Here is a 25,974-nt window from a genome sequence, read left to right on the forward strand (position 1 = left end):
CCCCTCCCGTAGGGGTCGGGGTCGGCCCGGAGGCTGAGGTCCGGCCCGTTCGGGATAGGCCCACGGGCCGATGTGCGGCAAACGCGTGAAATCCATCATGGAGACATGAGCAGCGCGATGATGAACCCCACCGCCGTCCACCCGTCCTCCCTGAGCGAGAAGCGCACCCGCCGCGCGGAGCGCATCCACGACGACCGCCCCCGGCTGAGCACCGCCCTGCGCGCGGTGAAGGTCTTCACCGTGGCCGCCTTCAGCGTGGTGGTGCTGGGGGAGTACGCCGATGACTGAACCGACCCCGGCCTGACGGATTGACCCGACACCGACACCGACACCGACACGACACCGACCCCGACCGGACAGCCAGATGACCGGAAACCGTTACAGACGGTCGGCTTCGATCGACTAGCGTCACCGACGAGAGCGCGCTCAGGGTGACGAGGAGGGTCAACCGGTGTCTGCCGCCGACGGAACGGGAACGTGGACGTGGAGACGCACCTGGGCGCAGAGCGTCGCCGACCCCCGCCGCCTGGCGCTCGCCGGAGCGCTGCTCGTGGCCTCGTTCGCCGGACTGTGGGTGCTCTACACCGTCCAGCCGCTGCCGATGTCGGACATAGTGGTCTACCGCGCCGAGGGGGAGGCCGCCGCCGTCGGCGGTGACCTCTACGGCTTCACCGTCACCAAGTGGAACCTCCCGGCCACCTACCCGCCCTTCGCCGCCCTCCTGTTCATCCCCACGACGTGGCTCTCGCTCAGCACCCTCAAGATCGCCTGCGTGCTGGTCAACGCGGGTCTCCTCGCCCTCCTGGTCCACCTCTCGCTCAAGGCCGCCGGCCTGCGCCGGGCCGCGCACACCGCCTCCACCCTGCTGGCCGCCACGGCCCTCGGCCTCTGGCTCGAACCGGTCTTCCAGACCTTCGTCTTCGGGCAGGTCAACCTCGCCCTCGCCTGCCTGGTGCTGTGGGACCTCTCCCGGCCGGACGGCGCCCGGTTCAAGGGGTTCGCCGTAGGTGTCGCGGCGGGCGTCAAGCTCACGCCCGCGCTCTTCGCCGTCTATCTCCTCGTCACGGGCCGGGTGAAGGCGGCGGGCACCGCGTTCGCCGGGTTCGCCGCGTCCGTGCTGATCGGCGCGCTGGTGCTGCCGGAGGCCAGCGTCGAGTTCTGGACCCGGCGCATGTTCGAGACCGGGCGGGTCGGCAAGGCGTGGATCGTCGACAACCAGTCCCTCCAGGGCATGATCGCGCGCGCTCTGCACGACCCGGAGCCCGGCATCCTGTGGGCGGGGGCGGCGCTGCTCACGGCCGTGGCCGGGCTGTACGCCGCGCGCCGGGTCCACCTGCGGCGCGGCCTGGACAACTGGGGCGTGCTCTGTACGGCCGTCACGGCGCTGCTGGTCTCGCCGATCAGTTGGTCCCACCACTGGGTCTGGTGCGTCCCGCTGCTGGCCGCACTCGCCGCGCACACCCGGGGCGTCGCCTGGCGCCGCGCGCTGCTGGCGCTCGTCACCATGGCGTTCACCGCCCGCACCCTGTGGATCGTCCCGCACGCCGGCGACCTCGACCTGCACCTCGCCTGGTGGCAGCAGCCGCTCGCGGCGCCGTACCCCCTGCTCGGACTGGCCCTCCCGGCCGCGCTGCTGTGGTGGACGCGCGCCGGCACCGGCCCGGCGGCCGAGCCCGGCCGCATCCCACCGCCGCGCACCGACCAACGACCGCTCACCACCCGGTCCCGCACGAGCTGAGCAAGCACCCGGCCCCAGCACCCTGCCCCCGTAGGGACCGCGCCTCAGATGCCCTCTCAGACGTCCCCTGCGACGTCCCTCTCAGACGTCCCCTGCGACGTCCCTCTCAGACGTCCCCTGGGGACGTCCCTCTCAGACGTCCTCCGCGACGTCCTCGCCCGCGCCCAGCAGCTCATCGGCGTCCACGATCCGGTACGCGTACCCCTGCTCGGCCAGGAAGCGCTGGCGGTGCGCCGCGAAATCCTGGTCGATGGTGTCGCGCGCGACGACCGAGTAGAACCGCGCCTCGTGCCCGTCCGCCTTCGGGCGCAGCACCCGGCCCAGCCGCTGGGCCTCCTCCTGGCGCGAGCCGAACGTGCCGGACACCTGGATGGCGACGGTCGCCTCGGGCAGGTCGATGGAGAAGTTCGCGACCTTGGAGACGACCAGGACGGAGATCTCGCCCTCGCGGAACGCGCCGAACAGCTTCTCGCGCTGCGCGTTGCTCGTCTCGCCCTTGATCACCGGCGCGTCCAGATGGTCACCCAGCTCGTCCAACTGGTCGATGTACTGCCCGATCACCAGCGTCTGCTCGCCCTGGTGCTTGCGCACCAGCGCCTCCGTCACCCGCTGCTTGCTGGCCGTCGTCGCGCAGAAGCGGTACTTCTCCTCCGTCTCGGCCGTCGCGTACGCCAGCCGCTCGGAGTCGGTCAGATTGACGCGCACCTCGACACAGTCCGCCGGCGCGATGTACCCCTGCGCCTCGATCTCCTTCCACGGCGCGTCGAACCGCTTGGGGCCGATGAGCGAGAAGACGTCCGACTCCCGGCCGTCCTCCCGCACCAGCGTCGCGGTCAGGCCCAGCCGCCGCCTGGCCTGGAGATCGGCGGTGAACTTGAAGACCGGCGCGGGCAGCAGGTGCACCTCGTCGTAGACGATCAGGCCCCAGTCGCGGGAGTCGAACAGCTCCAGATGCGGGTAGACGCCCTTCCGCTTGGTCGTCAGCACCTGGTAGGTAGCGATCGTGACCGGCCGGATCTCCTTGCGCGTCCCGCTGTACTCGCCGATCTCCTCCTCGGTCAGCGAGGTCCGCTTCACCAGCTCGTGCTTCCACTGGCGGGCCGAGACCGTATTCGTCACCAAGATCAGCGTGGTGGCCTTGGCCTGCGCCATCGCACCCGCCCCGACCAGCGTCTTTCCGGCGCCACAGGGCAGCACGACCACACCCGAGCCGCCGTGCCAGAAGCCCTGGACGGCCTGCTGCTGATACGGCCGCAGCGCCCAGCCGTTCTCGGCCAGCTCGATCGGATGCGCCTCACCGTCGACATAACCGGCCAGGTCCTCGGCGGGCCAGCCCAGCTTCAGCAGCGTCTGCTTGATCTGCCCGCGCTCGGAGGGGTGGACGACGACACTGTCCGGGTCCAGCCGCGCCCCGACCAGCGGCTGCACCTTCTTGGAGCGCAGGATCTCCTCCAGCACCGGACGGTCGGTGGTGGTCAGCACCAGACCGTGCGCGGGGTGCTTGGTGAGCGTGAGCCGCCCGTAGCGCGACATGGTCTCGGCGATGTCGACGAGCAGCGCGTGCGGCACCGGATAGCGCGAGAACTGCACCAGCGCGTCGACGACCTGCTCGGCGTCGTGCCCGGCAGCCCGCGCGTTCCACAGCCCCAGCGGCGTCACCCGGTAGGTGTGGATGTGCTCCGGAGCCCGCTCCAGCTCCGCGAAGGGCGCGATGGCCCGCCGGCACGCGTCCGCCAGCTCGTGGTCCACCTCCAGAAGCAGCGTCTTGTCGCTCTGGACGATGAGAGGTCCGTTCACGCGCCTCGCCTTTCGCTTCCTGGGCACCGACCGCGGCTACCGGCCGACCGGGGGATCCGACCGCGGATACGGCCAAACGTCCAGTGTGCCCCATCCCCGCAACCCCCGGGCTCGGCTACCCGCCCGCCCGACCGCCACCGCCTTCAGCGCTCGGCCGGGTGCGGGGATTCCCCTTCCTCACACCGCGTCGTCCGCCAGTTCCGCCACGCCCGTGATGCGGTGCAGGGGGTAGGTGCGGACCTCGTCGGAGGTGTGGTCGTAGGCGGTGACGAAGCCGCCTTCGACGCGTACGGGGGCGATGACGCGTTGGCTGGCGGCGCCGTCGGCGTTGACATAGCCGATCCAGAGGGCGGACTGGGTCAGGACGGCGGCCTGCATCGTGGCGAGGGTTTCGGCGGACGTGGTGCGTGGCAGGGCGCCGGAGGCCGGGGCGGGGACGGGCTTGCGTTCCGCGGTGGCGGCCAGGTCGCCGGCGCGGATGGCGCGCACCGCCGCGTCCAAGAGGGTGGGGTCGGGCGACGGGGGGCCCTCGGGGACCGGGGCGGGGGCGGTGCGCGGCGGGGTGCGGTAGGAGTCGGGGCGGGCGATCAGGACGTCGCCCTCGGAGGATTCGGCGGCCGGGGCGTAGCCCATCGCGCGCAGGCCGTCCAGGAGTTGGTCGGGGGCGGTCTGCGCGGCCAGGACGGTCGGGGCGAGGCGGCGCAGCCGCAGGTTCGCGGCGCGGCGGTCGGCGAGGATCTCGGAGAGCAGGGCGTCGTCGTCGCAGCGGACGTAGGCGGAGGCGGCGCCGATCCGCAGCCGGCCGTGCTTGCGGGCCACGTCGTCGATCAGGTAGGCGAGCGGCTGGGGCACGGGGGTGCTGGAGTGGGCGGTGAGGAAGTCCCGCAGTTCGGAGGCGGACCGGCCGGCGTCCAGAGCGCGGCGTACGGAGCCGGGCGTGAAGCGGTAGACCGTCGCGCCGCCCTTGGACTCGATGTCGGCCAGGACGCCGAGCGCTTCGGCGAGCGGGCGGCGCAACGGGCCCGGGGCGACCGCGGTCAGGTCCGCCTGGAGCAGGACGTGGTCGAGCGGCTCGGGCAGGAGCGGGGCCAGCAGCGCGGCGGCGCGCTCCGCGGCGGCGCGGGTTTCCGCGGGCGTCGGGGCGGCCGAGGCGGTGGGGGTGTCGATCAGGGCCCGGCCGTGGGCGGCCAGCGCGCCGCGCCCGGTCACGCCGAGGAGCTCGGCCTCCCCCAGTGCCCACTGGGCGAGCCGGGAGCGCAGGTCGTCGGCGGGGGCGGGGGCGCCGGCGGGCGCGGCGGCGCCCCCGCTCGCCGGGCCGGGGATCTGGGACGCCGCGCCGCGCAGGGGACGCTCCCAGCGGAGGCGGGCGAGGACGGCGGCGGGCGGTACGGAGGTGCCGGGCGGCAGGGAGGCCAGGAGGGCGAGGGCGCGGCGGCGGACCTCGGGGGCGGCGGAACGATCGAGGTGCGGGCCGAGCGCGGCGAGCGCGCGCCCCTTGGCGTCGGCGCTGCCGACCAGGCCCGGGGCGCGGGTCGCGGCCAGCCAGCCGGCCGCCAGCGCGGCCCAGCGCTCGTGGTCGGGCAGCCGCAGCCACTCCTCGGCGGCCGGGGTGGCGGCGTACCGCTCGTCGGCCTCGCCGTCGGAGGCCACCAGCCCGGCCGCGTAGGCCAGTTCGAGCCAGAAGGCGGCGAGCTGCTCGGTGGTGTCCAGGGCCGCGGCGGTCCGCTTGAGGTCGCGGACGCTCAGCCCGCCGGCGCGCAGCACGCCCGGACCGCCCAGATCCCACTCCTTGAGCAGCTCCTCGACGGTCGCCAGCGCCGTGAACGCCTGGCTCGCGGCGGCGTGGTCCACCAGGCCCGGATCGCGTTCGGTGGTGGGCGACAGCGCGGGCGGTACGGGCTCGGGGGTGCGGTGGGCCCGCCCGTCGCGCAGGTGGAGCGCGGCCTCGCGGGGCAGGACGACGTTGCGCGCGCCCGCCGGGATCAGCAGGCCGCGGTCGAGCAGCCACCGCAGATGCGGCGCCGGCCGGTCGGTGACACCGCCGTAGGGCGGGCCCCACAGCAGCTTGTCGAGGACCGCGACGGACTCCGCGGGCGCGGTGTCCAGCAGCGCCGCCATCCGGGCGCGGTCGCCGAAGAGGTCGGTGAGCGCGGCGACGGCGGAGACCGGGTCGTGGGTGGCCGGCAGCCCGGCGGCGGCCAGGATCTCCTGGAGCCGGCCCGGCGACATCCCGGCCGTGGCCTCGGCGACCGTCGGGCCCAGGCCGGTCGGCGAGGGGTGCGCGGCGCTGGGCGCGAGCAGCTCACGTGCCGTACGCACCAGCCGCAGCCGGTCGTCCGGACCCCACACCAGCGCCTGGGCGCGCAGCTCGGCGACCGCCCGGGGCAGCTCCGCGGCGACCGCCTCGTCCCCGGCGTCCCCGGCCATCAGCGCGCCGAGCGTGTCGTACGGGCAGGGGTCGGGGGCCACCGCCAGCGCCTCGGCGGTCTGGAGCGCGAACCGGTCGAGCCGTTCCACGGCGCGGACGACGGACGCCCGCGTGCCGGCCCGGGTGGCCAACTGCGTCACATCGCCCGGGACCGGATTGAGCAGGTCGGGCCTGGCCCGCAGCAGGCCGGCGAGCCCGCTGTCGGTGCGGGTTCTGAGCTCCTCGGCGAGGGTGCGGGGTGTACCGGTCATTCGTCCTACGTTAGCGGTGCCGGGGGCGCGGAGGCACCGGTTGACGGCGCGGTGGCCGCCGTACGCGCGCCCCTCGCGCCCTTACGCGCACCCGGGCCGGGCGCGCCGTCCTCGTCGCCCCGGGAGCCGGGCGGGTTCGCGTCCCGGGCCGGTCCGTCCGGCGGCCTTAGGCCCGCGCGAGGGGCGAAGCGGTACCGTCGGGGCAGCAACCAGCGGACGCCGCAGGGGATTTCGTGGGGATCGAGAGCGAACAGCTCGTCTTTGACTATCTGAGCCGGGTGGGCGACCTGGCCCAGCAGCGCGGTCTGCCCTCCGGCGCGCGAATGCGGCTGGTGGCCACGCTGCGGGCCGAGATCGAGGCGCAGAAGACCGACTCGGTGCCCGGCGTGAAACGGATCCTTTCGCGCCTGGGCACGCCGGAGGCGGTGGTGGGCGCGGCCGGGGCACGGGCGGGCCGCGAGCCGGCCGGCGACGCCGCGACCGGGCCCGCCGGCCCCGAAATCCCGAGCCCTGCCGAACCGGCCGCGCCCCCTGCCCCCCGGCCGGCCGACTCGCCCCCCGCGCGCCAGGGGACCCTGGGCAAGCTCGGCGGGGCGGCCTGGCTCGGCGGGCTGACCGGCAAGGTGCCCGCGCCTCGGGAGGGGGCCGCCGGGGCCGGGACGTCCGGCCGTAGCGGCTTCCTGAAGAAGACCGCCCGGCCCGCGCGCGCCGCCCGCCCCGAGGAGCGGATCGCCTCACCGCCGCATCTCGCGAGCGCGGAGGAGCTGGGTGACGCGGACGCCTCCGCCGACTGGTGGCGGGTGGAGCCGACGCCGTTCGGGCCGGGCGAGACGGTGCACGGATTCGTCGGCGGCATCGAGATCCCGGAGGTCTGGCAGCGGCCGGAGGAGGACCGTCCGCTGTCGCCGGAGAAGTCGCCGGAGAAGGCGTTGGGAAAGCCGCCGGGGTGGTCGCTGCGGACGGCGCTGGGGAAGCCCGCTGGGAAGTCGCCGGAAAAGGACGGGGCGGCCGGCACCGGCGGGGGCCTCAAGGACGGCGCGGACGGCGGGAGTGTGGCCGCCGGGCAGCGTCCGCCTCCCGGCCTGGCGGGTCGGGTGCTGCGCCGGGCGCTGGGCCGGCGGGGCGCGGCACCGGTGGCGGACGAGTCCGTGGCGGAGGGCGGCGCCGAGGAGCCGGCGCCCGCCGCCGGGAGGGCGCTGTGGGCGCGGCTCGGCCCCGTCGTGACGTTGGCCGTGCTGCTGCTGGCCGCCGGCGCGCTGCTGGGCTCGTGGCTCGCCCTGGCGGGCGGCTGGGCGCTGGCGTACGTCTCCCGGCGGCTGAGCCGGACGGAGGCGAAGTTCGCGGCGCTGGGCGTGCCGGGAATCGTTTTCGGCGGGGTGCTGGTGTGGCTGTGGGGACGGTTCGACAAGCGGTGGGGCGAGCCCCTCGCCGAGGGCCGGCTGGGCCAGGAACTGATCGACGGGCTGCCGGGAACGGCGCGGGTCGCGGCGATCGCCACCGCCCTGTACCTGGTGTGGCGGACGAGGAACCGGGCCTGAGGCGGGCAGCGACCGAGAGCGGGTACCCGGCCCGCCCACCCGGCCCCGCCCGCTCACCAGGGCCCTGGCCCCGGCCCGCTCACCAGGGCCCCCGCCCGCCTGCCCACCCCGCCCCACCCGCCCGGCACAATGGCCGGCATGGCTGCGCAACCCCTGACGGTCGGCTTCGACCTCGACATGACCCTGATCGACTCCCGCCCCGGCATCAAGGCGACGTAACAGGCTTTGTCGGCCCGGACGGGGACGTTCGTCGACGCCGACCTGGCCGTGACCCGGCTGGGGCCGCCGCTGGAGGAGGAGATCCGCCGCTGGTTCCCCCAGGAGCGGGTGGCGGAGATCAGCGCCCTGTACCGGGAGCTGTATCCGGAGCACGCCATCACCGGGACGCTCGCGATGGCCGGCGCCCGGGAGGCCCTCGCGGCGGTCCGGTCCCTTGGGGCGGGCGTGCGGCCCCTCCCGGCGCCGGACGGCGGACGGCGGGTGGGCGGCCGGGCGGTGGTCGTCACCGCGAAGTACGAGCCCAGCGCCGAACTGCACCTGCGGCATCTGGGGATCGAGGCGGACGCCGTCATCGGCTCCCTGTGGGCGGAGGCCAAGGCCGTGGCGCTGCGCGCACAGGGCGCCCGCGTCTACGTGGGCGACCACACCGGTGACGTGCGCGGGGCGCGGGCCGCCGGTGCGCTGTCCGTCGCCGTGGCCACCGGGCCGTGCGACGCGGCGGAACTACGCGCCGCCGGCGCCGACGTCGTGCTCGGCGACCTGACGGAGTTCCCCGCCTGGCTGGAGGGCTACGTGGCCGGCGCGGCGCAGGCGCCCGACGGGGACTACGTGGCCGAAGGGGCGGACGCCGCCTCGGCCTGACGGCGCTGGGCGAGGGCGGACCGGATCACCCCGGCCGCGGCGGTGAGGAACCCGGCGCCCATGAGCATGCAGACCCAGTAGAAAGCGGACGGCAGCGGTTCGGTTCCGAGGAACAGCGGCGTCACAGTGGCGAGAGTGGCCAGTGCGCCAACTAGGAACATGATCGCGCCGATTCGGACCAGCAGATCCCCGGCCTGGGGAGTTTCGTCAGACACCTGACCAGGGTAAGTCGGGGCCAGATGCACTGAGGATCCCCCCGGGGACGGCTTGTCAGCGGGCACCGGACCATTAGCCTTGGTGGTGGCGGGCCCTGCGGCCCGCTGCACTGCTATCCGGACCACTTTTCCTCCGGATTCCGCGGTGGCCCCAGCCCAGCTTTTTCCAACGAGTACGAGGACGAGGACAGACGTGCCTACCGGCAAGGTCAAGTGGTTCAACAGCGAGAAGGGCTTCGGCTTTCTCTCCCGCGATGACGGCGGTGACGTCTTCGTGCACTCGTCGGTGCTGCCCGACGGCGTGGCCGCGCTCAAGCCGGGCCAGCGCGTCGAGTTCGGCGTCGTCGCAGGCCAGCGCGGCGATCAGGCGCTGACCGTCACGCTTTTGGACCCCGCGCCCTCGGTGGCGGCGGCGCAGCGCCGCAAGCCCGACGAACTCGCGTCGATCGTGCAGGACCTCACCACGCTCCTGGAGAACGTCACCCAGCAGTTGGAGCGCGGCCGTTACCCGGACAAGGCGCACGGCTCGAAGATCGCCGGCATGCTGCGGGCGGTCGCCGACCAACTGGACGTGTGAGGCGGTCGCCCGAAGAAAACCGGCGCACGGCGTAGCGCATCTCACACCGGGAACCCACGGGAACCGACCGGGAACGCACCGGGAATTCCGCCCGGCGGGCCGCATACCGGAGAAATTCAGACAGCCAGCGCATCGCGGCCGAGGGGCGGTACGAGCCCCTCGGCCGCGGCGCGTGTCAGCAGTCCGCGCACCGCGGCGTAGCCGTTCTCGCCCAGGTCCGCGGTGAACTCGTTGACGTACAGCCCGATGTGCTGGTCGGCGACCGCCGGGTCCATCTCCTGCGCGTGCTCCCGCACATACGGCCGGGACGCCTCGGGGTCGTCCCACGCCATGCGGACGGAGGTGCGGATCGCGGCCGTCAGGTCGTGCAGGGTCCGCTCGCCCAGCGACCGCTTGGCGATGATCGCGCCCAGCGGGATCGGCAGGCCGGTGGTCGACTCCCAGTGCTCGCCCATGTCGGCCAGGCGGAACAGCCCGTAGTTCCGGTAGGTGAAGCGCGCCTCGTGGATGACCAGGCCCGCGTCCACCTTGCCGTCCCGCACGGCCGGCATGATCTCGTGGAACGGCAGCACCACGACCTCGCCGACGCCGCCCGGCACCTCGGCCGCCGCCCACAGCCGGAACAGCAGATACGCGGTGGACCGCTCACTGGGCACCGCCACCGTGCGGCCCGCCAGGTCCGCGGCCGCGCCCGGCTCCCGGGTCAGCACCAGCGGACCGCAGCCGCGCCCCAGCGCCCCGCCGCAGGGCAGCAGCGCGTACTCCTCCAGCACCCACGGCAGCACCGCGTACGACACCTTCAACACGTCGAACTCGCCGCGCTCGGCCATCCCGTTGGTGACGTCGATGTCGGCGAAGGTGACCGCGACCTCCGGGGCGCCGGGGACCCGGCCGTGGGCCAGGGCGTCGAAGACGAAGGTGTCGTTCGGGCAGGGCGAGTAGGCGAGGTCCAGGGGGCGGGTCACGGGTTCCTCCTACGAAAGCGGTGCGGGGGCCGGAACCGGCGTCGCCGTCAGGGCGCCGGGCAGCGCGCGGAAGGCACCGGTCAGCGCGGCGAGCGCCTCACCGATCCGCCAGGCGGCGCGGTCGCGCGGGCCGACGGCGTTGGAGACGGCGCGGATCTCCAGGACGGGCACGCCGTGCGCGGCGGCCGCCTCGGCCACCCCGAACCCCTCCATCGCCTCCGCCAGCACCCCGGGATGACGACCCGCCAGCTCCTCGGTGCGGGCCGCGCTGCCGGTGACCGTCGAGACGGTGACCACCGTGCCGGCCGTGGCGCCGGTGGCCGCCGCGACGGCCCGTACGAGCGCGGGATCGGGCCGGTGCGCCACCGTGCCGAAGCCCAGCTCGGTGACCGGTACGAAACCGTCCGGGGTCTGCGCACCGAGGTCGGCGGCGACGATCGCGTCCGCGACGACCAGTGAGCCCAGGGGCGCGCCGGGCGGGAAGCCGCCGCCGATACCGGCCGAGACGACCAGGGCGTACGGCGTGCCGGAGAGCGCCGCGGCGGTCAGCGCGGTGGCCGTGCCGGCGGCCGCGGCGGCCGGGCCGACCCCGGCGGCGAGCACGTCGAACGCGGGCCCCGCACCGGTCGGCCGGGCCGCGCGCAGCAGGACCTGACCGCCGGGCAGCGGCATCCGCTCAGGGGACTCCCCGGCGGCGCACACCGCGTCGCGCTCGGCGGCCACCGCCGTGACGACCAGTACCCGCGGCGGGCGGTCCCCGGTCAGAGGGCTCAGTCCTTCTGCTTCAGCGAGAAGTGCCACATGGTCTTGGGGCCCTCGCCGGCGCCCAGCTCGGCGACCTGGAGGGTGACAGTCTTGGAGTACGACGTCTGCCCGGTCTGCGGGTTCTGCTGGGCGAAGAGGTCGTCCGCGTCGAAGCTGCGGTACGTCTCCTTGCTGGGCTCGCGCATGACGGGCCCGCCGCCGATGACGATCCACCCGGACTTGGCCACGTCCGGCTCGACCCCGACGCGCACCTTCTCACCGGGGTGGACGGTGATCGTCTCGCCACCCTTCTTGGTGAGGCACTTCTGGATCGTCTTCTTGCCGAGAACCTTGTCGTCACCGTCACACCCGGGGGTGGCCTCGGCCGTGACCGTCGACGAGCCGACGGTCACGGTCGCGAGCGCGGTCGGCTTCTCGCAGGCGGAGAGGGTGAGGAGACCCAGGGACACGGCACCGATGGCGGCAGCGGCACGGCGGCCCTTACCCCAGGAGATCAACGCAGCGGTCATACGGGCAGGCTATCGGGCGCCCCGGCTCGCGCCACGCGCGGGTGCGGCGTGCCGCGCCGCTCACTCGACCCGCGGGCCCGCCCCGCCCCGGCGGGCCGCCCCCAGCAGCCCCCGTACGGCCGTGAGCACACCGACCATCACCAGGCCGGCCGCCACCGACATGCCCACCATGCCGATCAGCGGCATCGAGATGCCGATGGCGCCGCCGACCACCCACGACATCTGGAGCGCCGTCTCGGACCGGGCGAACGCGGACGTCCGTACGCCCTCGGGCACATCGCGCTGGATCATCGCGTCCAGAGACAGCTTCGACAGCGCCTGGCACAGGCCCGCGGTGGCCGCCGCCGCGGTGACCACCACGATCGCGATCACGTCGTAGAAGACCGCCGCGAGCAGCGTGGCGGACAGCGCGAAGCCCTGCATCGTCGCGATGAGCCGCTCCGGGCCCCGGGCCTTGAGCCACGCGCCGATGGCCGTGCCCAGCGCGTTGCCGGTGCCGGCGGCCACCGCCACCAGGCCCAGCGAGGTGGCGGGACCGAGCCCGCCCAGCGGGTGCTCGCGCAGCATGAACGCCAGGAAGAACGTCAGGAAGCCCGACAGCGAGCGCAGGCAGGCGTTGGCCTGGAGGCCGTGCAGCACGGACGGGCCGACCGTCCGCAGCCCCGGCCGCCGCTTGGACAGCACCGACCCCTCCTCCACCTCCTCGCCCGAGGCCAGGCGGGCCCGCGCCTCGCCCTTGGCCGAGTCGACCTTGTGCGGCAGCGAGAACGACAGGAACGTGCCCGTCACGAACACCGCGAACGCGCCGTAGAGCGGCCAGCTCGGCCCGATCAGGTGCAGTCCGCCACCGATCGGGGCCGCCAGCCCCGTCGCCAGCAGCCCGGCGAGCGTGACCCGGGAATTGGCCTTCACCAGCGCGAACCGCGGCGGCAGCAGCCGCGGCACCACCGCGCTGCGGACCACGCCGTACGCCTTGGACGACACCAGCACGCCCAGCGCCGCCGGATACAGCTCCAGGCCCCCGCCCGCCACCGCGCCCGCCATCGTCAGGGCCAGCAGCGCACGGGCCAGCATGGCGCCGGCCATCGCCGCCCGGCGGCCGTGCGGCACCCGGTCCAGCAGCGGCCCGATCACCGGCGCGAGCAGCGCGAACGGCGCCATCGTCACCGCCAGATACAGCGCCACCCGGCCCCGCGCCTGGTCGGTGGGCACCGAGAAGAACACCGTCGAGGCCAGCGCGATGGTGATCATCATGTCGCCGGCGGAGTTCACCGCGTGCAGCTCGATCAGCTTGCCCAGGCCCGATTCGCCCGCCCCGTGCGCGTGCGTCGCCCGCCGCACCCCGCGGGCCGCGCCGGTGAACGGTGTGTGCAGCACGCGGCCGACAACCCGGCCCGCCCGGCGGGCCCGGTTGCCTCCCTCCCCGCCTCTGGTCGATGCGCGCGACACCCGTGATGTCTTCGACACCTTCGACGTCCTTGCGGCAGCCACCCCGCCATACTGCCCCAACTCGCCCAGGAGAGGGCGGTTTCTCCGGCCGGGCGCGCGGCGCGGACCGCCCGGCGGAGCGTGTCGGTGACATTTGCCGCTCCCACCGAGGGGCCGTCCACGATTGAAGGGGTAGCGTGTGTAGCGCGCCACCGGCGGTCGTTTTTGGCCGCGCGCCTTACCGCGATCCCGCAGAATGGTTCGTAATAGGTGCGCTCGACCGAAACGACCGGGCGCGGACGTCGACGCGGTCCCCTGGTCCGCTCCGCCCGCCCCGGCCCCGCCGGTCGTCCGGACAGGACAGGACAGCTATGGCTGGCGCACTCGTGAGACGGCGTGGAAGAGAGAATCGATTCTTGTGAGTGCTGCGATGCGAAGCCGTATCCCTGACCGCCTGTGCGCCGAGGCGGTCGACCTGGCACGGGCGGCCGCGGAGGAAACCGCGCTGCCCGGAATGGTCGGCGAGCACCTCGACGTCGTCGTCGAAGGAGACCGCGTAGTCACCCATCTCTTCGCCTGCGAAGAGCCCGGCTACCGCGGCTGGCACTGGGCGGTGACGGTGGCGCGCGCCTCCCGCGCCAAGAACGTCACCCTCGACGAGTCGGTGCTGCTGCCCGGCCCCGACGCGCTGCTCGCCCCCGAATGGGTGCCGTGGAGCGAGCGGCTGCGCCCCGGCGACATGGGCCCCGGCGACCTGCTGCCCACCGAGGCCGACGACCTGCGCCTGGAGCCCGGCTACACCGGCGAGGACGTCCCGCCGCCCAACTCGGTCGTCGCCGACAAGGCGCCCTCCAGCCTCGTGGAGGACCTCGCCGACGTCGAGGACGCCGACGTCGAGCCCGGCTCGCCGGCCGTCCAGCCCGCCCCCGTGCGGGGCAGCGCGGCCGACGTCGCCCAGGAACTGGGCATGGGCCGCGCCCGCGTCCTGTCCCGCTACGGCCTGCACGTCGCCGCCGACCGCTGGGAAGAGGCGTACGGCCCCAAGACCCCGATGGCCCAGGCGGCCCCCGCCTCCTGCGTGAGCTGCGGCTTCCTCACCCCGCTCGCCGGATCGCTGCGCCAGGCGTTCGGCGTCTGCGCCAACGAGTTCTCCCCGGCGGACGGCCGGGTGGTCTCCCTCGCCTACGGCTGCGGCGGCCACTCCGAAGCCGCCGTCATGCCCAAGCCGCCGCGGCCGGCCGAGCCGGTCATCGACGAGACGATCGTCGACGCGCTGTCGCTGCGCCCCGAGCGGGACGGGGGCTCCGTGGAGGACGCGGGGCCGCCCGAGGAGCTGGGCCACAGCTAGGCGCCGCGGGGGCGGCCCGGCCCCACGTTGTCGGGTGCGCCGCCGTGGGCGTCGGCGTCCGGGGGTTCTCCGCCTTCGGCGGTGGGGTTCCGGCGGCGGATGGCGTCCGGGTTCGGGGCGTGTGGGATCGGTGAGACGGGCGTGTAGTGGTCCGGCGGCGGACCTCCGGGACCGCGTCCCTGCGGACCGCCGCCTCTCGGCCGGTGGGCTGCTCTCCGTCCGGTGGGGGAGAGGTGGGACAAGGGTGCGTGTCCAGCGTCCGCTCGCGGGCCGTTCCCCTCGCGCGCGGGACAATGACACCAGGTACGGGCACCGCTCACCGGGCGGCGTGGCGGGCGATACGGTCAAGGCCGACCAACTCTAGGGAGACGGACAGTGACCGGTACGGCGATGGTGCGAGGCGCGGCCGAAGGGGCGGACCCGTTCGGGACCGCGCGACTGCGGCGCGGTGTCCTGGACGCCTGGGCCGCCTCACCCGCCCGGTTCCGCGAGGACGCCAACGCCGAGGAGGACCTCGCACTGGGCGGCTACCGCGACCGGCTCGCCGTGGAACTGGCGCAGAACGCCGCCGACGCCGCCGCCCGCGCGGGCGTCCCCGGCCGCCTGCGGCTGACCCTGCACCCGGCCGACGGCACCCACTCCGCCGTCCTCGTCGCCTCCAACACCGGCGCCCCGCTCGACGCCACCGGCGTCGAATCGCTCTCCACCCTGCGCGCCTCCGCCAAACGCGAGAGCAGTGCCGCGGCCGGCGCGGTCGGCCGCTTCGGCGTCGGCTTCGCCGCCGTCCTGGCCGTCAGCGACGAACCGGCGCTGGTCGGCCGTACCGGCGGGGTGCGCTGGTCGCTCGCCGAGGCCCGCGAACTGACACGTGAGGTGGCCGCGCACAGCCCCGGCCTGGGCGGCGAGCTGCGCCGCCGGGACGGCCACGTGCCGCTGCTGCGCCTGCCGCTGCCCGCCGAGGGCGGCGCCCCCGAGGGCTACGACACCGCCGTCGTCCTGCCGCTGCGCGACGGCGCCGCCCAGGACCTCGCCGAGCGACTGCTGGACGGGATCGACGCGGCGCTGCTGCTGACGCTGCCCGGGCTCTCCCAGGTCGTGATCGAGACGCCCGAGGGCGTACGGGAGTTGACGCGCACCCAGGAGCACGACCACGTCCTGATCGAGGACAGCGAGCGGGGCGCCACCCGCTGGCGGGTGGCGAGCGACGGCGGGCCGCTGGATCCCGCGCTGCTCGCCGACCGGCCCGTTGAGGAGCGGCTGCGGCCGGTGTGGTCGGTGACCTGGGCGGTCCCGGTGCACGACGACGGCGCGCCGGCGCGGCCCGCGACCGCGCCCGTGGTGCACGCCCCCACCCCGACCGACGAGCCGCTGGGCCTGCCCGCCCTGCTGATCGCCTCGTTCCCGCTGGAGCCCACCCGCCGCCACGTCGCGCCCGGAGCGCTGACCGACTTCCTGGTGGAGCGGGCGGCCGCCGCGTACGCGACGCTGCTGCGCGACTGGCAACCCGTCTCGGTCGGCACCCTGGACCTGGTCCCCGGCCCGCTGGGCAAGGGCGGCCTGGACGGAGAGCTGCGCCGCCAGGTGCTCGCGCTGCTGCCCCGGGTGCGGTTCCTGCCGAGCGCGGGCGCCCCGGCAGGCGGGAAGTCGACGCAGAGCGCGGCGCCCGTGAGCGGAGCCGGCCGGCCCGCCCCTGACGACGAATACGGCCCGTACGCCGAGACCGCCGGCGACGCCGAGGACCCCGAGCGTTTCGTGCTGCGGCCGGTGGAGGCCGAGCTGGTGGAAGGCGCGGGCGCCGGGACCGTCGCGGTGCTGGCCGAGCTGTTCCCCAGCCTGCTGCCGGCCGGTCTGGAACGCCGTCCGGAGCTGCGTTCGCTGGACGTGGCCCGGGTGCCGCTGGGCGAGATGATCGACCGGCTGGCGGGCGTCGAGCGGTCGCCCGGCTGGTGGTGGCGGCTCTACGACGCGCTGGCCGGCACCGACCCGGACCAGCTCAGCGGCCTGCCGGTGCCGCTGGCGGGCCCGGCGGGGCGCGGGCCCGGTGGCGGCGGCCGGACGGTGATCGGGCCGCGCCAGGTGCTGCTGCCGCTGCCCGGCGATGGCGCGGACGGCGACGGCGACGCCGCCGAGCGGCACCGTACGCTCGCCCGGCTCGGGCTGAAGGTCGCCCACCCGGACGCGGTGCACCCGCTGCTGGAGAAGCTGGGCGCCACGCCCGCCTTTCCGCGCGCGGTGCTGACCACCCCCCAGGTCCGGGCGGCCGTCGCGAACTCCCTGGACGCCGACGAGGACGCCTACGACGTCTTCGCCGACGACATGGAGGACGGCCCCGGCGCGCCGCTGGGCGCGGAAGCGCTGGCCGACACGGTGCTCGCCCTGGTCCGCGACGCGAACCTCGCGCCGGGGGACGAGCCGTGGCTCGGCGCGCTCGCCCTGCCGGACGAGGACGGCGAGCCGGCGCCGGCGGGCGAGCTGGTGTTCCCGGGTAGCGCCTTCGAACGCGTCATCCGGGAGGGCGAACTCGCCGCCGTCGACGCGGAGTTGGCGGAACGCTGGGGTGAGCAGCCGCTGACGGCGGTGGGCGTGCTGGCCGCCTTCGCGCTCGTACGCGCCACCGACGTGGTGCTGGATCCGGACGAACTGGAGCCGCGCGACGGGGACTTCGCCGAGCCGGACGACGCCGGGCTGCTGGACGCGGTCGACGTGTGGTGCGAGGACGTCCTCGACGGCCTGGAGCTCACCCAGCGGCCGGACGGCGGCGGCGAGGGGTGGCCGGGCCAGGGCTGGTCGGTGCCGCCGGTGGCGACCGAGCTGGTCGCGGTGCGCGACCTGGACCTGGTCGACGACGACGCCTGGCCGCAGGTGCTCGAAATGCTCTCCCGGCCGCCGCTGCGGGACGCGCTCACCGCGCCGGTGCGGGTGCTGCTGCCGGACGGCACCACCGAATCCGTACGGCCCTACACCGCCTGGTGGCTGCGCGGGCACCCGGTGCTCGACGGCCGGCGGCCGGCGGGCCTGCGGTCGGCCGGTGGCGATCCGCTGCTGGCCGGACTGTACGAGCCCGCCGACGCGGGCGAGGTCGACGCGCAGGTGCTGCGCGCCCTCGGCGTCCGCACCTCCGTCGCGGCGCTCCTGGAGGAACCGGGCGGCGCGGCGGAACTGCTGGGCCGCCTGGCCGACGCGGAGTCGACCGTCGGCGCCGCCCAACTCCACGCGCTCTACGGCGCGTTGGCCGAACTCGACCCCGATCAGGTGACGCTCCCCGACGAGCTGCGGGCCGTGGTGGACGGCACGGTCACCGTCGTCGACGCCGCCGACGCGGTGGTCGCCGACGCCCCCGACCTGATGCCGCTGGCCGCCGGCCTCGCCCTGCTGCCGGTATCGCCGTCCCGGGCCGCCGCGCTGGCAGAACTCCTCCAGGTCCGCCGCCTGAGCGAGGTGGTCGCCGCCGAGGTCCGCTCCGAGGGCGTACGGCGCGACGTACCCGAGGCGGTACGCGTCCTGCTGGGCACCGGCACGCCCCGCACGTACGCCGAGCACGAGGAACTCCTCGTCGGCGACGGCGAGGGCGACGAGCCCGCCGAACTGGACTGGCACCGGACCCCGGACGGCACCCTGCACGCGGCCACACTGGAGGGCCTGGCCGCCGCCCTGGCCTGGTCCACCGCCCAGTGGCCCCGCCGCTTCGAGGTCGCGGCCCTCCTGGAGGAGCCGGAACGGGGCGAAGAACTGGCGCGGGCCCGCTGGTTCGACTAGCCGTCGAGTGGCGGTCGAGCGGGCGGCCCCCGTCGTATGCGGCGGGGGCCGTGCTGCTGCGCCGCGTCGGCTCAGGCGGAGAACTTCCCGCTTTTGACGGCGGCGACGAAGGACGACCAGTCGTCCGCCGGGAAGACGCAGGCCGGGCCGTGCGGATTCTTGGAGTCGCGAACGGGGACGGCGCCGGGGGCCCCGTCGGCGACCTCGACGCACTCGGCTCCCTGGCCGTTGCTGTAGCTGGACTTGCGCCAGCCGGTCAGAGCGGACGCGTCAGGAATCGTCTTCATCTTCGTGCTCCCTCGGTTGGCCCCCAGTTCGCTCAGGCGGAGAACTTGCCGGCCTTGACGGCGGTGACGAACGACGACCAGTCGGTCGCCGGGAAGACCAGCGCCGGACCGTGCGGGGCCTTGCTGTCGCGTACGGGGACGCCGCCGGGAAATCCATCGGCGACCTCCACGCAATCCCCGTTCTCGGAGCCGCTGTAGGACGACTTGCGCCACGTCGTGAGAGCGGACGCTGCGGGGATGCGGTTAGCGGTCATCGGCCTACTCTTTCAGGTAACTACGAATCAGGTCGAGAGATTCACGTTCTGGAAGGGCCTTTGAGCGCAGCCTGTCGAAGCGCTGAACAAGCTCGACAACCCTCTTTGGTGAGTCTACTGCGTCGCCTGAAATGAAGCTTTCGACAAGAGCCTCGGTGGTGCCGTCCTTGAACGTCAGCAGCGTCAGACTGCCACCCATCATGTCGTACAGCGCCTGCTCGAACGGAAGTACTTGAAGGGTGACGTTCGGGTTCTCGCTGACTTCCAGTAGGTGTTCGAGTTGCTCGCGCATGGCCTCTTTGTTCCGCAATGGACGCCTTAGCGCTGCTTCGTCCATGATGGCCCAGTAGGGTGGCGCGTCCGGGCGCTCGAAAATTCGCTGCCGATTCATTCGGGTGGTCACCCGCGCTTCGAGTTCGCATAGCAATTCAGTGGCCAATCCGTGACGGAAGAGCTCCCGGGTGTACTCCGCCGTTTGCATAAGGCCGGGAATGACGCTGCTCGTGAAGACCTGGATTCGAATGGCGTCACCCTCTTTGGCGACGAACTCGCGACTGTAGTTGGCGATCAGGGCGTCCTGTGCCATGCCGAGTAGTTCGGTGAACAATCCGTCCGTGCCGAAATGCTCATCAAAAGCCTGCGCCAGCGCCTCCGACGGAAGCTGCTCCCCTCGCTCCACCCGGCTGATGTACGTGTGCGGGTAGCCGACCTTGTCGGCCAGGGCTCGTTGGGACAGGCCCGCCGACTCCCGTAGGCGGCGCAGGCGGCGGCCCAGCATCGTGCGGGGGGTGGCCTTGTCGCCGTCGTCCTCGTTGTTCAACTCCATAGCTCGAACACGCTTTCAACTCGCTGTCCACTGGGGGACTTTGGTGACACGCAAAGCGTGCACCCATCGTGCTGGATCGGCAATGCTGAGTAACGAGAGAAGACCCCCGCGACCGCTGCCACGGTCCGGGGGCGTGGTCATCACCAGATGGAGGTCGACGACATGAAACACGCTATCGCGAAGCTCTTCGGGCCGCTGCTGAGTCTGTTGTTTCCGCCCTCGGGGCGTCGTAGGGGCGACACTTGTGCGGACGTTGTGCGGTGCCCGGAGGTCCCGCCCGTCGTGCGGCGGCCGCGCGCCGCGTACGTCCCGATGGTGCGGGGTGAGGACACGGTCATGGTCCGTCCGTACCTCGTCGCGTACGAGCGGGCCCATGGGCTGGAGATGGTCGCGCCATGACGCACACCGATGCCGTGCGGCTGCTGCCGTGGGCGAGTGCGGAGGGGAATCCCTGCTACCTCGTGGGGGACGGGGCCGGGTACGTCTCGCGGGTCGCCGACGACATCGAGCGCCTGCAACTCGACATGGCGGACGACATTCTCGGCCACGCCGCCGACATACTCGCCGGCTACGAGGTCACCAGGCGGGAGCTGCGGTTCCTCGCCCGGGCGTTGAGCGACGCCCTGCGGGACGTGCGGCGGGTCGCGGAGAGCCGGGGAGCGCGTCTGGGGCGGCACCTGGCCGCGTCCGCGGGGGCCGGGGCCGCCGAGGGGCGGGGCCGGGTCAGTCGGAGCTGAACTTCTTGGCGATGCCCCAGATGAGGACGGCCGCGGAGACAAGGACGATCAGCCATACCCACCACGGGTCGCTGCTGCCGCCGTGGTGGCCGTAGGAGCCGTAGCCGGAGTGGTAGTGGTAGTGGCGGTGTGTGCCCGCCAGGAGCTGGTGGGTGAGGTCCCCCGGGTGGAATGTCATGGGCACGGACACTATGCGGTGGCCGGTATTGATCGCCATCGCGGGGGACGATCCGTGACCGTGCTGTCATCGCGCCGCGCTCGGGCAGGGCGGCGGCCACGGCCGTGCGTCACGCCGGGAACCTGCGGGTGACCCGGCGCCAGGTGATCTCCAGCAGCAGCGCCGCGATCACGGCGATGCCCACCGCCGTCCACGGCATCGTCACCCCCACCAGCTTCAGGTCGAAGAAGCGCTGCAGCCACGGTGTGATCAGGACGGCGAGGAAGCCCGCGGCCATCGTCGCGACCAGGCCGATCCGCCACCAGGTGTAGGGGCGGGCGATGATCGTCAGGACCCACATCGCGGTGAGGAAGAGGGTCAGGGTCGCCGTGCTGGTCTCGGCGGGCAGGGCGTCCGGGCCGCTGTAGTGGGAACGGGCCAGGAGGTAGGTGACGAAGGCGGCGGTGCCGGTGATGAGGCCGGAGGGGACGGCGTAGCGCATCACGCGCCGGACGAAGTGCGGGCGGGCGCGCTCGGTGTTGGGCGCCAGCGCCAGGAAGAACGCCGGGACGCCGATGGTCAGGGTGGACAGCAGCGTCAGATGGCGGGGCAGGTACGGATAGGGGATCTGCCAGCAGGCCACCAGGACCGCCAGCAGCACCGAGTAGACGGTCTTGGTGAGGAAGAGGGTGGCGACGCGGGTGATGTTGCCGATCACGCGGCGGCCCTCGGCGACCACCGACGGCAGCGTCGCGAAGCTGTTGTTCAGCAGCACGATCTGCGCGACCGCGCGGGTCGCCTCCGAGCCGGCGCCCATCGCGACGCCGATGTCCGCGTCCTTGAGGGCGAGCACGTCGTTGACGCCGTCGCCGGTCATCGCGACGTGGTGGCCGCGCGACTGGAGGGCGGCGACCATCTCCCGCTTCTGCCGCGGGGTGACCCGGCCGAACACCCCGCCCTCGTCGAGCGCCGCCGCCATCTCGTCCCGGCCCGCCGGCAGCTCGCGGGCGTCCACCGGGGCGTCCGCGCCCGGCAGTGCGAGCTTGCCGGCCACCGCGCCCACCGACACCGCGTTGTCACCGGAGAGGACCTTGGCCCGCACGCCCTGCTCCGCGAAGTAGCGCAGGGTATCCCCGGCGTCCGGGCGCAGCCGCTGTTCCAGGACGACGAGCGCGGTGGGCCGGAGGCTCTCGGTGACCGCCGGATCGTCCAGCTCCCGTTCGGCGCGGGCCAGCAGCAGCACCCGCATGCCCTGGGAGTTCAGCGCGTCGGTCTCGGCCAGGGCGGGATCGCCGGCCGCCAGCAGGACGTCGGGGGCGCCCAGCAGCCAGGTGGTGCTCTCGCCGTCCGGGCCGTTGAGGGAGGCGCCGCTGTATTTGCGGGCGGAGGAGAACGGCAGCGACTCGGTGCAGCGCCAGGCCGCGTCGGACGGGTAGGCGTCGATGACGGCCTGGAGGGAGGTGTTGGGGCGGGGGTCGGCCTCGCCGAGGGCGCCCAGCACCTGCCTGACGTAGACCTCGTCGGGCGCGTCCGGGTCGGCGTCGGGGGCCGCGGTGTCCGGGCCCGCCGCCGGGCCGTCGGGGGCGGGGCCGAGCAGGCGCAGCGCGCGGACGTCCATGCCGCCCTCGGTGAGCGTGCCGGTCTTGTCCAGGCAGACCACGTCCACCCGGGCCAGGCCCTCGATGGCGGGCAGTTCCTGGACCAGGCACTGCCTGCGGCCGAGCCGGATGACGCCGATGGCGAAGGCGACGGAGGTGAGCAGCACCAGGCCCTCGGGGATCATCGGCACGATGCCGGCGACCATCCGGCGCACCGAGTCGTCGCCCGCCATGTTGAGGGTGTAGAGGTGGCTGAGGACGAGGCCGATCGCGGTGGGGATCATCATCCACGTCACGTACTTCAGGATCTGGCTGATGCCGGTGCGCAGCTCGGAGTGGACCAGGGTGAAGCGGCTGGCCTCCTCGGCGAGCTGGGCGGCGTACGCCTCGCGGCCCACCTTGGTCGCGGTGAACGCGCCGCCGCCCGCGACGACGAAGCTGCCGGACATCACCGGCTCGCCGGGCCTCTTCAGCACCGGATCGGCCTCGCCGGTCAGCAGCGACTCGTCGACCTCCAGGCCGTCGGCCTCCAGCACCTCGCCGTCGACGATGACCTTGTCGCCGGGGCCGAGTTCGAGGACGTCCCCGAGGACCACCTCGGAGGTGGGGATCTCCGCGGCCACGCCGTCGCGCCGCACGGTCGGGCGGGCCTCGCCGATGACGGCGAGGTGGTCGAGCGTCTTCTTGGCGCGCAGTTCCTGGACGATGCCGATGCCGGTGTTGGCGACGATGACGAAGCCGAACAGGCCGTCCTGGATCGGGCCGACGATCAGGATGATGGCGAAGAGCACGCCGATGATGGCGTTGAAGCGGGTGAAGACGTTGGAGCGGATGATGTCGGCGGCCGAGCGGGAGGAGCGCAGGGGGACGTCGTTGACCTCGCCCCTGGCCACCCGTTCGGCGACCTCGGCGGCGGTCAGTCCCCGGTGGGCCGGTCGACCGGCGGCCCGGCCGGTGGGGCGGCCGCCCGGTCCGGGTTCCCCGACTTCGGTCCTCGCCCGCTGCGTCACTCCCCCGACACTACGGGCGGAACGCGCAAATCACCCGCCGACTGTGCGGGCGGCGGGGGTGGGTGTGTTGGTGGGGGTGGGCGGCTGGGGTTCTCGGTCAGGCCGAGTGGTTCGCCGCCGCGCGCTTGAGGGCCGCGTCGCGCCTGCGGACGTACCAGATGCCCACGATGCCCAGGGCGCCGCCGGCCAGGCAGGTCCACACCCACCAGCCGTGGCCGCGGTCGGCGTACCAGTTATAGAAGGGGAGCTGGCCGAGGAAGAGCACGAACCAGATGATGGTGCCGCCGGTGATCGTGCCGACGACGGGACCTTCGAGAGGCGCCGGGGCCTCGCGCAATTCGGACTTCTTCCACATGGTGCTCAGCTTAAGGGGCGCCCCGGCGGGGGTGCGGGCGGTGGTGAGGGGCGGTGCGGGGTGCGGACGGGTGGGGACGGTCCGTACGCCACGGGGGTCTACGCGCGGAGATAGCGATCAACGACTTGTTTATTCATACTGAACCTTTCTGGATCTGACTGGTTCGGCTCGTCAAAACACCCCATCTGATCCGGTTGTTCAATGTTCTGGGCCCTCGGGCCCCCGCGCCGCCTCCAGGCCCGTACGACTGAGGTCCCCGCATGTCCCCCTCGGCCTCCACGCCGGTCGACACCCTCAAGAACCCAGGTCCCAAGCCTCCCAAGAACGCTCTGGACCGCTTCTTCAAGATCTCCGAGCGGGGGTCGACGGTCGGCCGCGAACTGCGCGGCGGCCTGGCGACGTTCTTCGCGATGGCCTACATCATCGTGCTGAACCCGATCATCCTCGGCGCCGGCACGGACAAGTTCGGCCACCACCTGGACAACGCCCAACTGGTCACCGCCACCGCGCTGATGGCCGGCCTGAGCACCGTCCTGATGGGCGTCATAGGGAACGTCCCGATCGCCGTCGCCGCCGGCCTCGGCATCAACGCCGTCGTCTCGCTCCAGCTCGCCCCCAAGATGAGCTGGCCGGACGCGATGGGCATGGTGGTGCTCGCCGGCCTGGTGCTGATGATCCTGGTCGCCTCCGGTCTGCGGCAGCGGGTGATGGACGCGATCCCGAACGGGCTGCGGCGGGCCATCGCCATCGGGATCGGCATGTTCATCTCGCTGATCGGCCTGGTCGACGCGGGCTTCGTCACGCGCAACCCGGACGCCGCGCACACCACCGTGCCGCTGGGCCTGGGCCAGGGCGGGCAGCTCAAGGGCTGGCCGGTGCTGGTCTTCGTCATCGGCCTGGTGCTGATGTTCATGCTGATCGTGCGCAGGACCAAGGGCGCCATCCTCATCGGCATGGTCACCATGGCCGTCGTCGCGATCATCATCAACGCCGTCGCCACCATCCCGGACGCCGCCTGGGGCCTGGCCGTGCCCAACGTCCCGGACAAGATCGTCGGCGCGCCGGACTTCGGCCTGATCGGTCAGATCAGCCTCTTCGGCGGCTTCAAGGAGGTCGGCGTCCTAACCGGCTGCCTGTTCGTCTTCACCGTCCTGCTCTCCGGCTTCTTCGACGCCATGGGCACGATCATCGGCGTCGGCGAGGAGGCCGGGCTGACGGACGAGAACGGCAACCTGCCGGGCATGGGCCGCATCCTGATGGTGGACGGCATCGCGGTCGCGGCCGGCGGCGCGGGCTCGGCCTCCGCCAACACCTGCTTCGTGGAGTCCACGGCCGGCGTCGGCGAGGGCGCCCGTACGGGCCTGGCGAACGTGATGACCGGCGGGCTCTTCCTGCTCGCGCTGATCTTCACCCCGCTGGCGACCGTGGTGCCCTCGCAGGCCGCGACGCCCGCACTGATCGTCGTCGGCTTCCTGATCATGGCCTCGAACGTCAAGGACATCGACTGGGCCGACTTCACCGTCGGCATCCCGGCGTTCCTGACGATGGTCTCGATGCCGTTCACCTACAGCATCACCAACGGCATCGGCATCGGGGTCCTGGCCTTCATCCTGCTGCGGACGGCGACCGGCCGCTTCCGCCAGATCCCCTGGCTGCTGGACGTCGTCGGGCTGTGCTTCCTCATCTACTTCCTGCTGGATCCGATCCAGCAGGTGCTGGGTGTGAAGTGACGCCCGGCCCGGCGGCGGGCCCCTACAGCGGCGCCGCGTAGAACTTCTCCGTCTCGTCGACCGACGTCTTGAAGCGTTCGTCGAAATCATCGCGGATGAGCGTCCGGACCACGTAGTCCTGGACGCTCATTCCGCGTTTGGCGGCGTGCTGCCGAACGCGCTCCAGCAGCTCACCGTCGACGCGCAGGCTGAGCACTCTCGATCCCATACGGACACGGTCCCCGCACCAGGTGGTCAGGTGTGTCGCTTTCGGCCACGCCCTCACCCGGATGGGTGAACCGAGAGGTCCGCTAGGGGGTCCACGAGAGGCTTTCCTTAGAAAGGGTAATGAGTTACCCTAATGACCATGTCGGAACAGACCCACTCCCGGCCCGCGGGCCGGGGAGTGCACCCAGATGACGCCGCGGCCGTCAACGCACTGCGGTCCGCCGTCATGCGCCTGTCCCGCCGACTCAAGCACCAGCGGGTCGACGAGTCGCTGAGCCCCACCGAGATGTCGGTGCTCGGCACCCTCGCCCGGTGCGGGCACGCCACCCCGGGTGAGCTGGCCCGCAAGGAGCATGTGCAGCCGCCGTCGATGACGCGGATCGTGGCCATGCTGGAGGCCAAGGGGCTGGTCCGGCTGGAGCCGCACCCCGACGACCGCCGCCAGAAGGTGGTCACCCAGACCGAGCAGGCCGAGGCGATGCTCGAAGAGAGCCGCCGCAAGCGCAACGCATGGCTCGCCGAGCTGGCCGCCGGGCTGGACGAGGACGAGTGGGCGAAGGTACGCGCCGCCGCGCCCGTCCTGGAAAAACTCGCACAGATGTAGAAGCCGCACGGCCGTGGAAGCGCGTACGGCCGG

24 protein-coding genes and 1 pseudogene are annotated in these 25,974 nt (G+C 73.4%); 11 read left to right on the forward strand and 14 right to left on the reverse strand.

Going from position 1 to position 25,974, the window contains the following annotated elements; genetic code table 11:
* The first annotated feature begins 105 nt into the window (after window positions 1-105).
* Both ACZ45Z_RS17040 and ACZ45Z_RS17045 read left to right on the forward strand, forming a co-directional pair.
* Window positions 106-288 carry a hypothetical protein gene (locus ACZ45Z_RS17040; protein ID WP_468362650.1) on the forward strand — a complete coding sequence of 61 codons (183 nt, stop codon included), beginning with the start codon at window positions 106-108 and terminating at the stop codon, window positions 286-288.
* Between the two features lie 163 nt (window positions 289-451).
* Complete coding sequence (locus ACZ45Z_RS17045; RefSeq protein ID WP_468362652.1) at window positions 452-1,738, forward strand: glycosyltransferase 87 family protein; 1,287 nt, start codon at window positions 452-454, stop codon at window positions 1,736-1,738.
* A gap of 132 nt (window positions 1,739-1,870) precedes the next feature.
* Here the strand turns inward: ACZ45Z_RS17045 and ACZ45Z_RS17050 are convergent, their stop codons facing one another.
* Window positions 1,871-3,535 (reverse strand): DNA repair helicase XPB, encoded by a 1,665-nt coding sequence (locus tag ACZ45Z_RS17050; protein WP_468362654.1) that lies wholly within the window; start codon window positions 3,533-3,535, stop codon window positions 1,871-1,873.
* Between the two features lie 177 nt (window positions 3,536-3,712).
* On the reverse strand, window positions 3,713-6,214 hold the full coding sequence (locus ACZ45Z_RS17055; RefSeq protein WP_468362656.1) for a helicase-associated domain-containing protein: 2,502 nt from the start codon (window positions 6,212-6,214) through the stop codon (window positions 3,713-3,715).
* Window positions 6,215-6,447: 233 nt separating this feature from the next.
* Here ACZ45Z_RS17055 and ACZ45Z_RS17060 point away from each other — a divergent pair, with 233 nt between their 5' ends.
* Together ACZ45Z_RS17060 and ACZ45Z_RS17065 are read left to right on the forward strand one after the other, a co-directional pair.
* Window positions 6,448-7,752 carry a hypothetical protein gene (locus ACZ45Z_RS17060; RefSeq protein WP_468362658.1) on the forward strand — a complete coding sequence of 435 codons (1,305 nt, stop codon included), beginning with the start codon at window positions 6,448-6,450 and terminating at the stop codon, window positions 7,750-7,752.
* 129 nt (window positions 7,753-7,881) lie between these two features.
* Window positions 7,882-8,613: pseudogene (locus tag ACZ45Z_RS17065) on the forward strand (HAD family hydrolase).
* Here ACZ45Z_RS17065 and ACZ45Z_RS17070 read toward each other — a convergent pair.
* The gene (locus ACZ45Z_RS17070; RefSeq protein ID WP_468362660.1) at window positions 8,577-8,828 is read right to left on the reverse strand and encodes a hypothetical protein; all 252 of its coding nucleotides are present in this window, start codon (window positions 8,826-8,828) and stop codon (window positions 8,577-8,579) included. The pseudogene ACZ45Z_RS17065 and the gene ACZ45Z_RS17070 overlap by 37 nt on opposite strands.
* A gap of 193 nt (window positions 8,829-9,021) precedes the next feature.
* Here ACZ45Z_RS17070 and ACZ45Z_RS17075 point away from each other — a divergent pair, with 193 nt between their 5' ends.
* A complete protein-coding gene (locus ACZ45Z_RS17075) occupies window positions 9,022-9,405 on the forward strand; it encodes a cold-shock protein (protein ID WP_069572471.1) in 384 nt (127 codons plus the stop codon).
* 116 nt (window positions 9,406-9,521) lie between these two features.
* On the opposite strand, the gene ACZ45Z_RS17080 is transcribed toward ACZ45Z_RS17075, so the two are convergent.
* From ACZ45Z_RS17080 to ACZ45Z_RS17095, 4 genes are read right to left on the reverse strand one after another with little or no spacing between them, the layout of a single operon-like run.
* Window positions 9,522-10,370 carry a 1,4-dihydroxy-6-naphthoate synthase gene (locus ACZ45Z_RS17080; protein WP_468362662.1) on the reverse strand — a complete coding sequence of 283 codons (849 nt, stop codon included), beginning with the start codon at window positions 10,368-10,370 and terminating at the stop codon, window positions 9,522-9,524.
* A 9-nt stretch (window positions 10,371-10,379) separates the two neighbouring features.
* Complete coding sequence (locus ACZ45Z_RS17085) at window positions 10,380-11,171, reverse strand: futalosine hydrolase (RefSeq protein ID WP_468362664.1); 792 nt, start codon at window positions 11,169-11,171, stop codon at window positions 10,380-10,382.
* Entirely contained in the window at window positions 11,141-11,644 is a 504-nt protein-coding gene (locus ACZ45Z_RS17090) for a hypothetical protein (RefSeq protein WP_468362666.1), read from the reverse strand. The genes ACZ45Z_RS17085 and ACZ45Z_RS17090 overlap by 31 nt, the downstream gene beginning before the upstream one ends.
* A 60-nt stretch (window positions 11,645-11,704) precedes the next feature.
* A complete protein-coding gene (locus ACZ45Z_RS17095; protein ID WP_468362957.1) occupies window positions 11,705-13,093 on the reverse strand; it encodes an MFS transporter in 1,389 nt (462 codons plus the stop codon).
* A gap of 409 nt (window positions 13,094-13,502) precedes the next feature.
* Between ACZ45Z_RS17095 and ACZ45Z_RS17100 the strand changes: the two genes are divergently transcribed.
* A complete protein-coding gene (locus tag ACZ45Z_RS17100; RefSeq protein WP_468362667.1) occupies window positions 13,503-14,420 on the forward strand; it encodes a DUF3027 domain-containing protein in 918 nt (305 codons plus the stop codon).
* 390 nt (window positions 14,421-14,810) lie between these two features.
* On the forward strand, window positions 14,811-18,176 hold the full coding sequence (locus ACZ45Z_RS17105) for a sacsin N-terminal ATP-binding-like domain-containing protein (RefSeq protein ID WP_468362959.1): 3,366 nt from the start codon (window positions 14,811-14,813) through the stop codon (window positions 18,174-18,176).
* A 71-nt stretch (window positions 18,177-18,247) separates the two neighbouring features.
* Here ACZ45Z_RS17105 and ACZ45Z_RS17110 read toward each other — a convergent pair whose 3' ends face one another.
* The 3 genes from ACZ45Z_RS17110 to ACZ45Z_RS17120 are packed head-to-tail and all read right to left on the reverse strand — an operon-like array spanning window position 18,248 to window position 19,543.
* Window positions 18,248-18,463, reverse strand: a complete 216-nt coding sequence (locus ACZ45Z_RS17110; RefSeq protein WP_468362669.1) for a DUF397 domain-containing protein — start codon at window positions 18,461-18,463, stop codon at window positions 18,248-18,250.
* A gap of 32 nt (window positions 18,464-18,495) precedes the next feature.
* On the reverse strand, window positions 18,496-18,717 hold the full coding sequence (locus ACZ45Z_RS17115) for a DUF397 domain-containing protein (RefSeq protein WP_468362671.1): 222 nt from the start codon (window positions 18,715-18,717) through the stop codon (window positions 18,496-18,498).
* 4 nt (window positions 18,718-18,721) lie between these two features.
* Window positions 18,722-19,543, reverse strand: coding sequence for a helix-turn-helix domain-containing protein (locus ACZ45Z_RS17120; protein WP_468362673.1), 822 nt, complete (start codon window positions 19,541-19,543; stop codon window positions 18,722-18,724).
* A 162-nt stretch (window positions 19,544-19,705) separates the two neighbouring features.
* Between ACZ45Z_RS17120 and ACZ45Z_RS17125 the strand changes: the two genes are divergently transcribed.
* Window positions 19,706-19,942, forward strand: coding sequence for a hypothetical protein (locus ACZ45Z_RS17125; RefSeq protein WP_468362675.1), 237 nt, complete (start codon window positions 19,706-19,708; stop codon window positions 19,940-19,942).
* Window positions 19,939-20,280 carry a hypothetical protein gene (locus ACZ45Z_RS17130; protein ID WP_468362677.1) on the forward strand — a complete coding sequence of 114 codons (342 nt, stop codon included), beginning with the start codon at window positions 19,939-19,941 and terminating at the stop codon, window positions 20,278-20,280. The genes ACZ45Z_RS17125 and ACZ45Z_RS17130 overlap by 4 nt, the downstream gene beginning before the upstream one ends.
* On the opposite strand, the gene ACZ45Z_RS17135 is transcribed toward ACZ45Z_RS17130, so the two are convergent.
* From ACZ45Z_RS17135 to ACZ45Z_RS17145, 3 genes are all read right to left on the reverse strand, one after another.
* Entirely contained in the window at window positions 20,267-20,458 is a 192-nt protein-coding gene (locus ACZ45Z_RS17135; protein ID WP_468362679.1) for a hypothetical protein, read from the reverse strand. The two genes, ACZ45Z_RS17130 and ACZ45Z_RS17135, sit on opposite strands and share 14 nt — an antisense overlap.
* Before the next feature lie 109 nt (window positions 20,459-20,567).
* Window positions 20,568-23,045, reverse strand: a complete 2,478-nt coding sequence (locus tag ACZ45Z_RS17140) for a cation-translocating P-type ATPase (protein WP_468362681.1) — start codon at window positions 23,043-23,045, stop codon at window positions 20,568-20,570.
* Between the two features lie 97 nt (window positions 23,046-23,142).
* Window positions 23,143-23,400 carry a DUF2530 domain-containing protein gene (locus tag ACZ45Z_RS17145; protein WP_468362683.1) on the reverse strand — a complete coding sequence of 86 codons (258 nt, stop codon included), beginning with the start codon at window positions 23,398-23,400 and terminating at the stop codon, window positions 23,143-23,145.
* 260 nt (window positions 23,401-23,660) lie between these two features.
* Between ACZ45Z_RS17145 and ACZ45Z_RS17150 the strand changes: the two genes are divergently transcribed.
* The gene (locus tag ACZ45Z_RS17150) at window positions 23,661-25,130 is read left to right on the forward strand and encodes an NCS2 family permease (protein ID WP_468362685.1); all 1,470 of its coding nucleotides are present in this window, start codon (window positions 23,661-23,663) and stop codon (window positions 25,128-25,130) included.
* A 22-nt stretch (window positions 25,131-25,152) separates the two neighbouring features.
* On the opposite strand, the gene ACZ45Z_RS17155 is transcribed toward ACZ45Z_RS17150, so the two are convergent.
* Window positions 25,153-25,338, reverse strand: a complete 186-nt coding sequence (locus ACZ45Z_RS17155; RefSeq protein WP_468362687.1) for a ribbon-helix-helix protein, CopG family — start codon at window positions 25,336-25,338, stop codon at window positions 25,153-25,155.
* Between the two features lie 138 nt (window positions 25,339-25,476).
* Between ACZ45Z_RS17155 and ACZ45Z_RS17160 the strand changes: the two genes are divergently transcribed.
* The gene (locus ACZ45Z_RS17160) at window positions 25,477-25,941 is read left to right on the forward strand and encodes a MarR family winged helix-turn-helix transcriptional regulator (protein WP_468362689.1); all 465 of its coding nucleotides are present in this window, start codon (window positions 25,477-25,479) and stop codon (window positions 25,939-25,941) included.
* Window positions 25,942-25,974 lie beyond the last annotated feature (33 nt).

This window comes from Streptomyces sp. NPDC031210 (assembly GCF_055570395.1).

What these genes read in the sequence shown, in the direction of transcription:
- ACZ45Z_RS17040 (WP_468362650.1), top strand. Translation starts at nt 106, where the DNA reads ATGAGCAGCGCGATGATGAACCCCACCGCCGTCCACCCGTCCTCCCTG.
- ACZ45Z_RS17055 (WP_468362656.1), bottom strand. Translation starts at nt 6,214, where the DNA reads ATGACCGGTACACCCCGCACCCTCGCCGAGGAGCTCAGAACCCGCACC.
- ACZ45Z_RS17090 (WP_468362666.1), bottom strand. Translation starts at nt 11,644, where the DNA reads ATGACCGCTGCGTTGATCTCCTGGGGTAAGGGCCGCCGTGCCGCTGCC.
- ACZ45Z_RS17100 (WP_468362667.1), top strand. Translation starts at nt 13,503, where the DNA reads ATGCGAAGCCGTATCCCTGACCGCCTGTGCGCCGAGGCGGTCGACCTG.
- ACZ45Z_RS17105 (WP_468362959.1), top strand. Translation starts at nt 14,811, where the DNA reads ATGGTGCGAGGCGCGGCCGAAGGGGCGGACCCGTTCGGGACCGCGCGA.
- ACZ45Z_RS17110 (WP_468362669.1), bottom strand. Translation starts at nt 18,463, where the DNA reads ATGAAGACGATTCCTGACGCGTCCGCTCTGACCGGCTGGCGCAAGTCC.
- ACZ45Z_RS17115 (WP_468362671.1), bottom strand. Translation starts at nt 18,717, where the DNA reads ATGACCGCTAACCGCATCCCCGCAGCGTCCGCTCTCACGACGTGGCGC.
- ACZ45Z_RS17120 (WP_468362673.1), bottom strand. Translation starts at nt 19,543, where the DNA reads ATGGAGTTGAACAACGAGGACGACGGCGACAAGGCCACCCCCCGCACG.
- ACZ45Z_RS17125 (WP_468362675.1), top strand. Translation starts at nt 19,706, where the DNA reads ATGAAACACGCTATCGCGAAGCTCTTCGGGCCGCTGCTGAGTCTGTTG.
- ACZ45Z_RS17130 (WP_468362677.1), top strand. Translation starts at nt 19,939, where the DNA reads ATGACGCACACCGATGCCGTGCGGCTGCTGCCGTGGGCGAGTGCGGAG.
- ACZ45Z_RS17135 (WP_468362679.1), bottom strand. Translation starts at nt 20,458, where the DNA reads ATGACATTCCACCCGGGGGACCTCACCCACCAGCTCCTGGCGGGCACA.
- ACZ45Z_RS17145 (WP_468362683.1), bottom strand. Translation starts at nt 23,400, where the DNA reads ATGTGGAAGAAGTCCGAATTGCGCGAGGCCCCGGCGCCTCTCGAAGGT.
- ACZ45Z_RS17150 (WP_468362685.1), top strand. Translation starts at nt 23,661, where the DNA reads ATGTCCCCCTCGGCCTCCACGCCGGTCGACACCCTCAAGAACCCAGGT.
- ACZ45Z_RS17155 (WP_468362687.1), bottom strand. Translation starts at nt 25,338, where the DNA reads ATGGGATCGAGAGTGCTCAGCCTGCGCGTCGACGGTGAGCTGCTGGAG.
- ACZ45Z_RS17160 (WP_468362689.1), top strand. Translation starts at nt 25,477, where the DNA reads ATGTCGGAACAGACCCACTCCCGGCCCGCGGGCCGGGGAGTGCACCCA.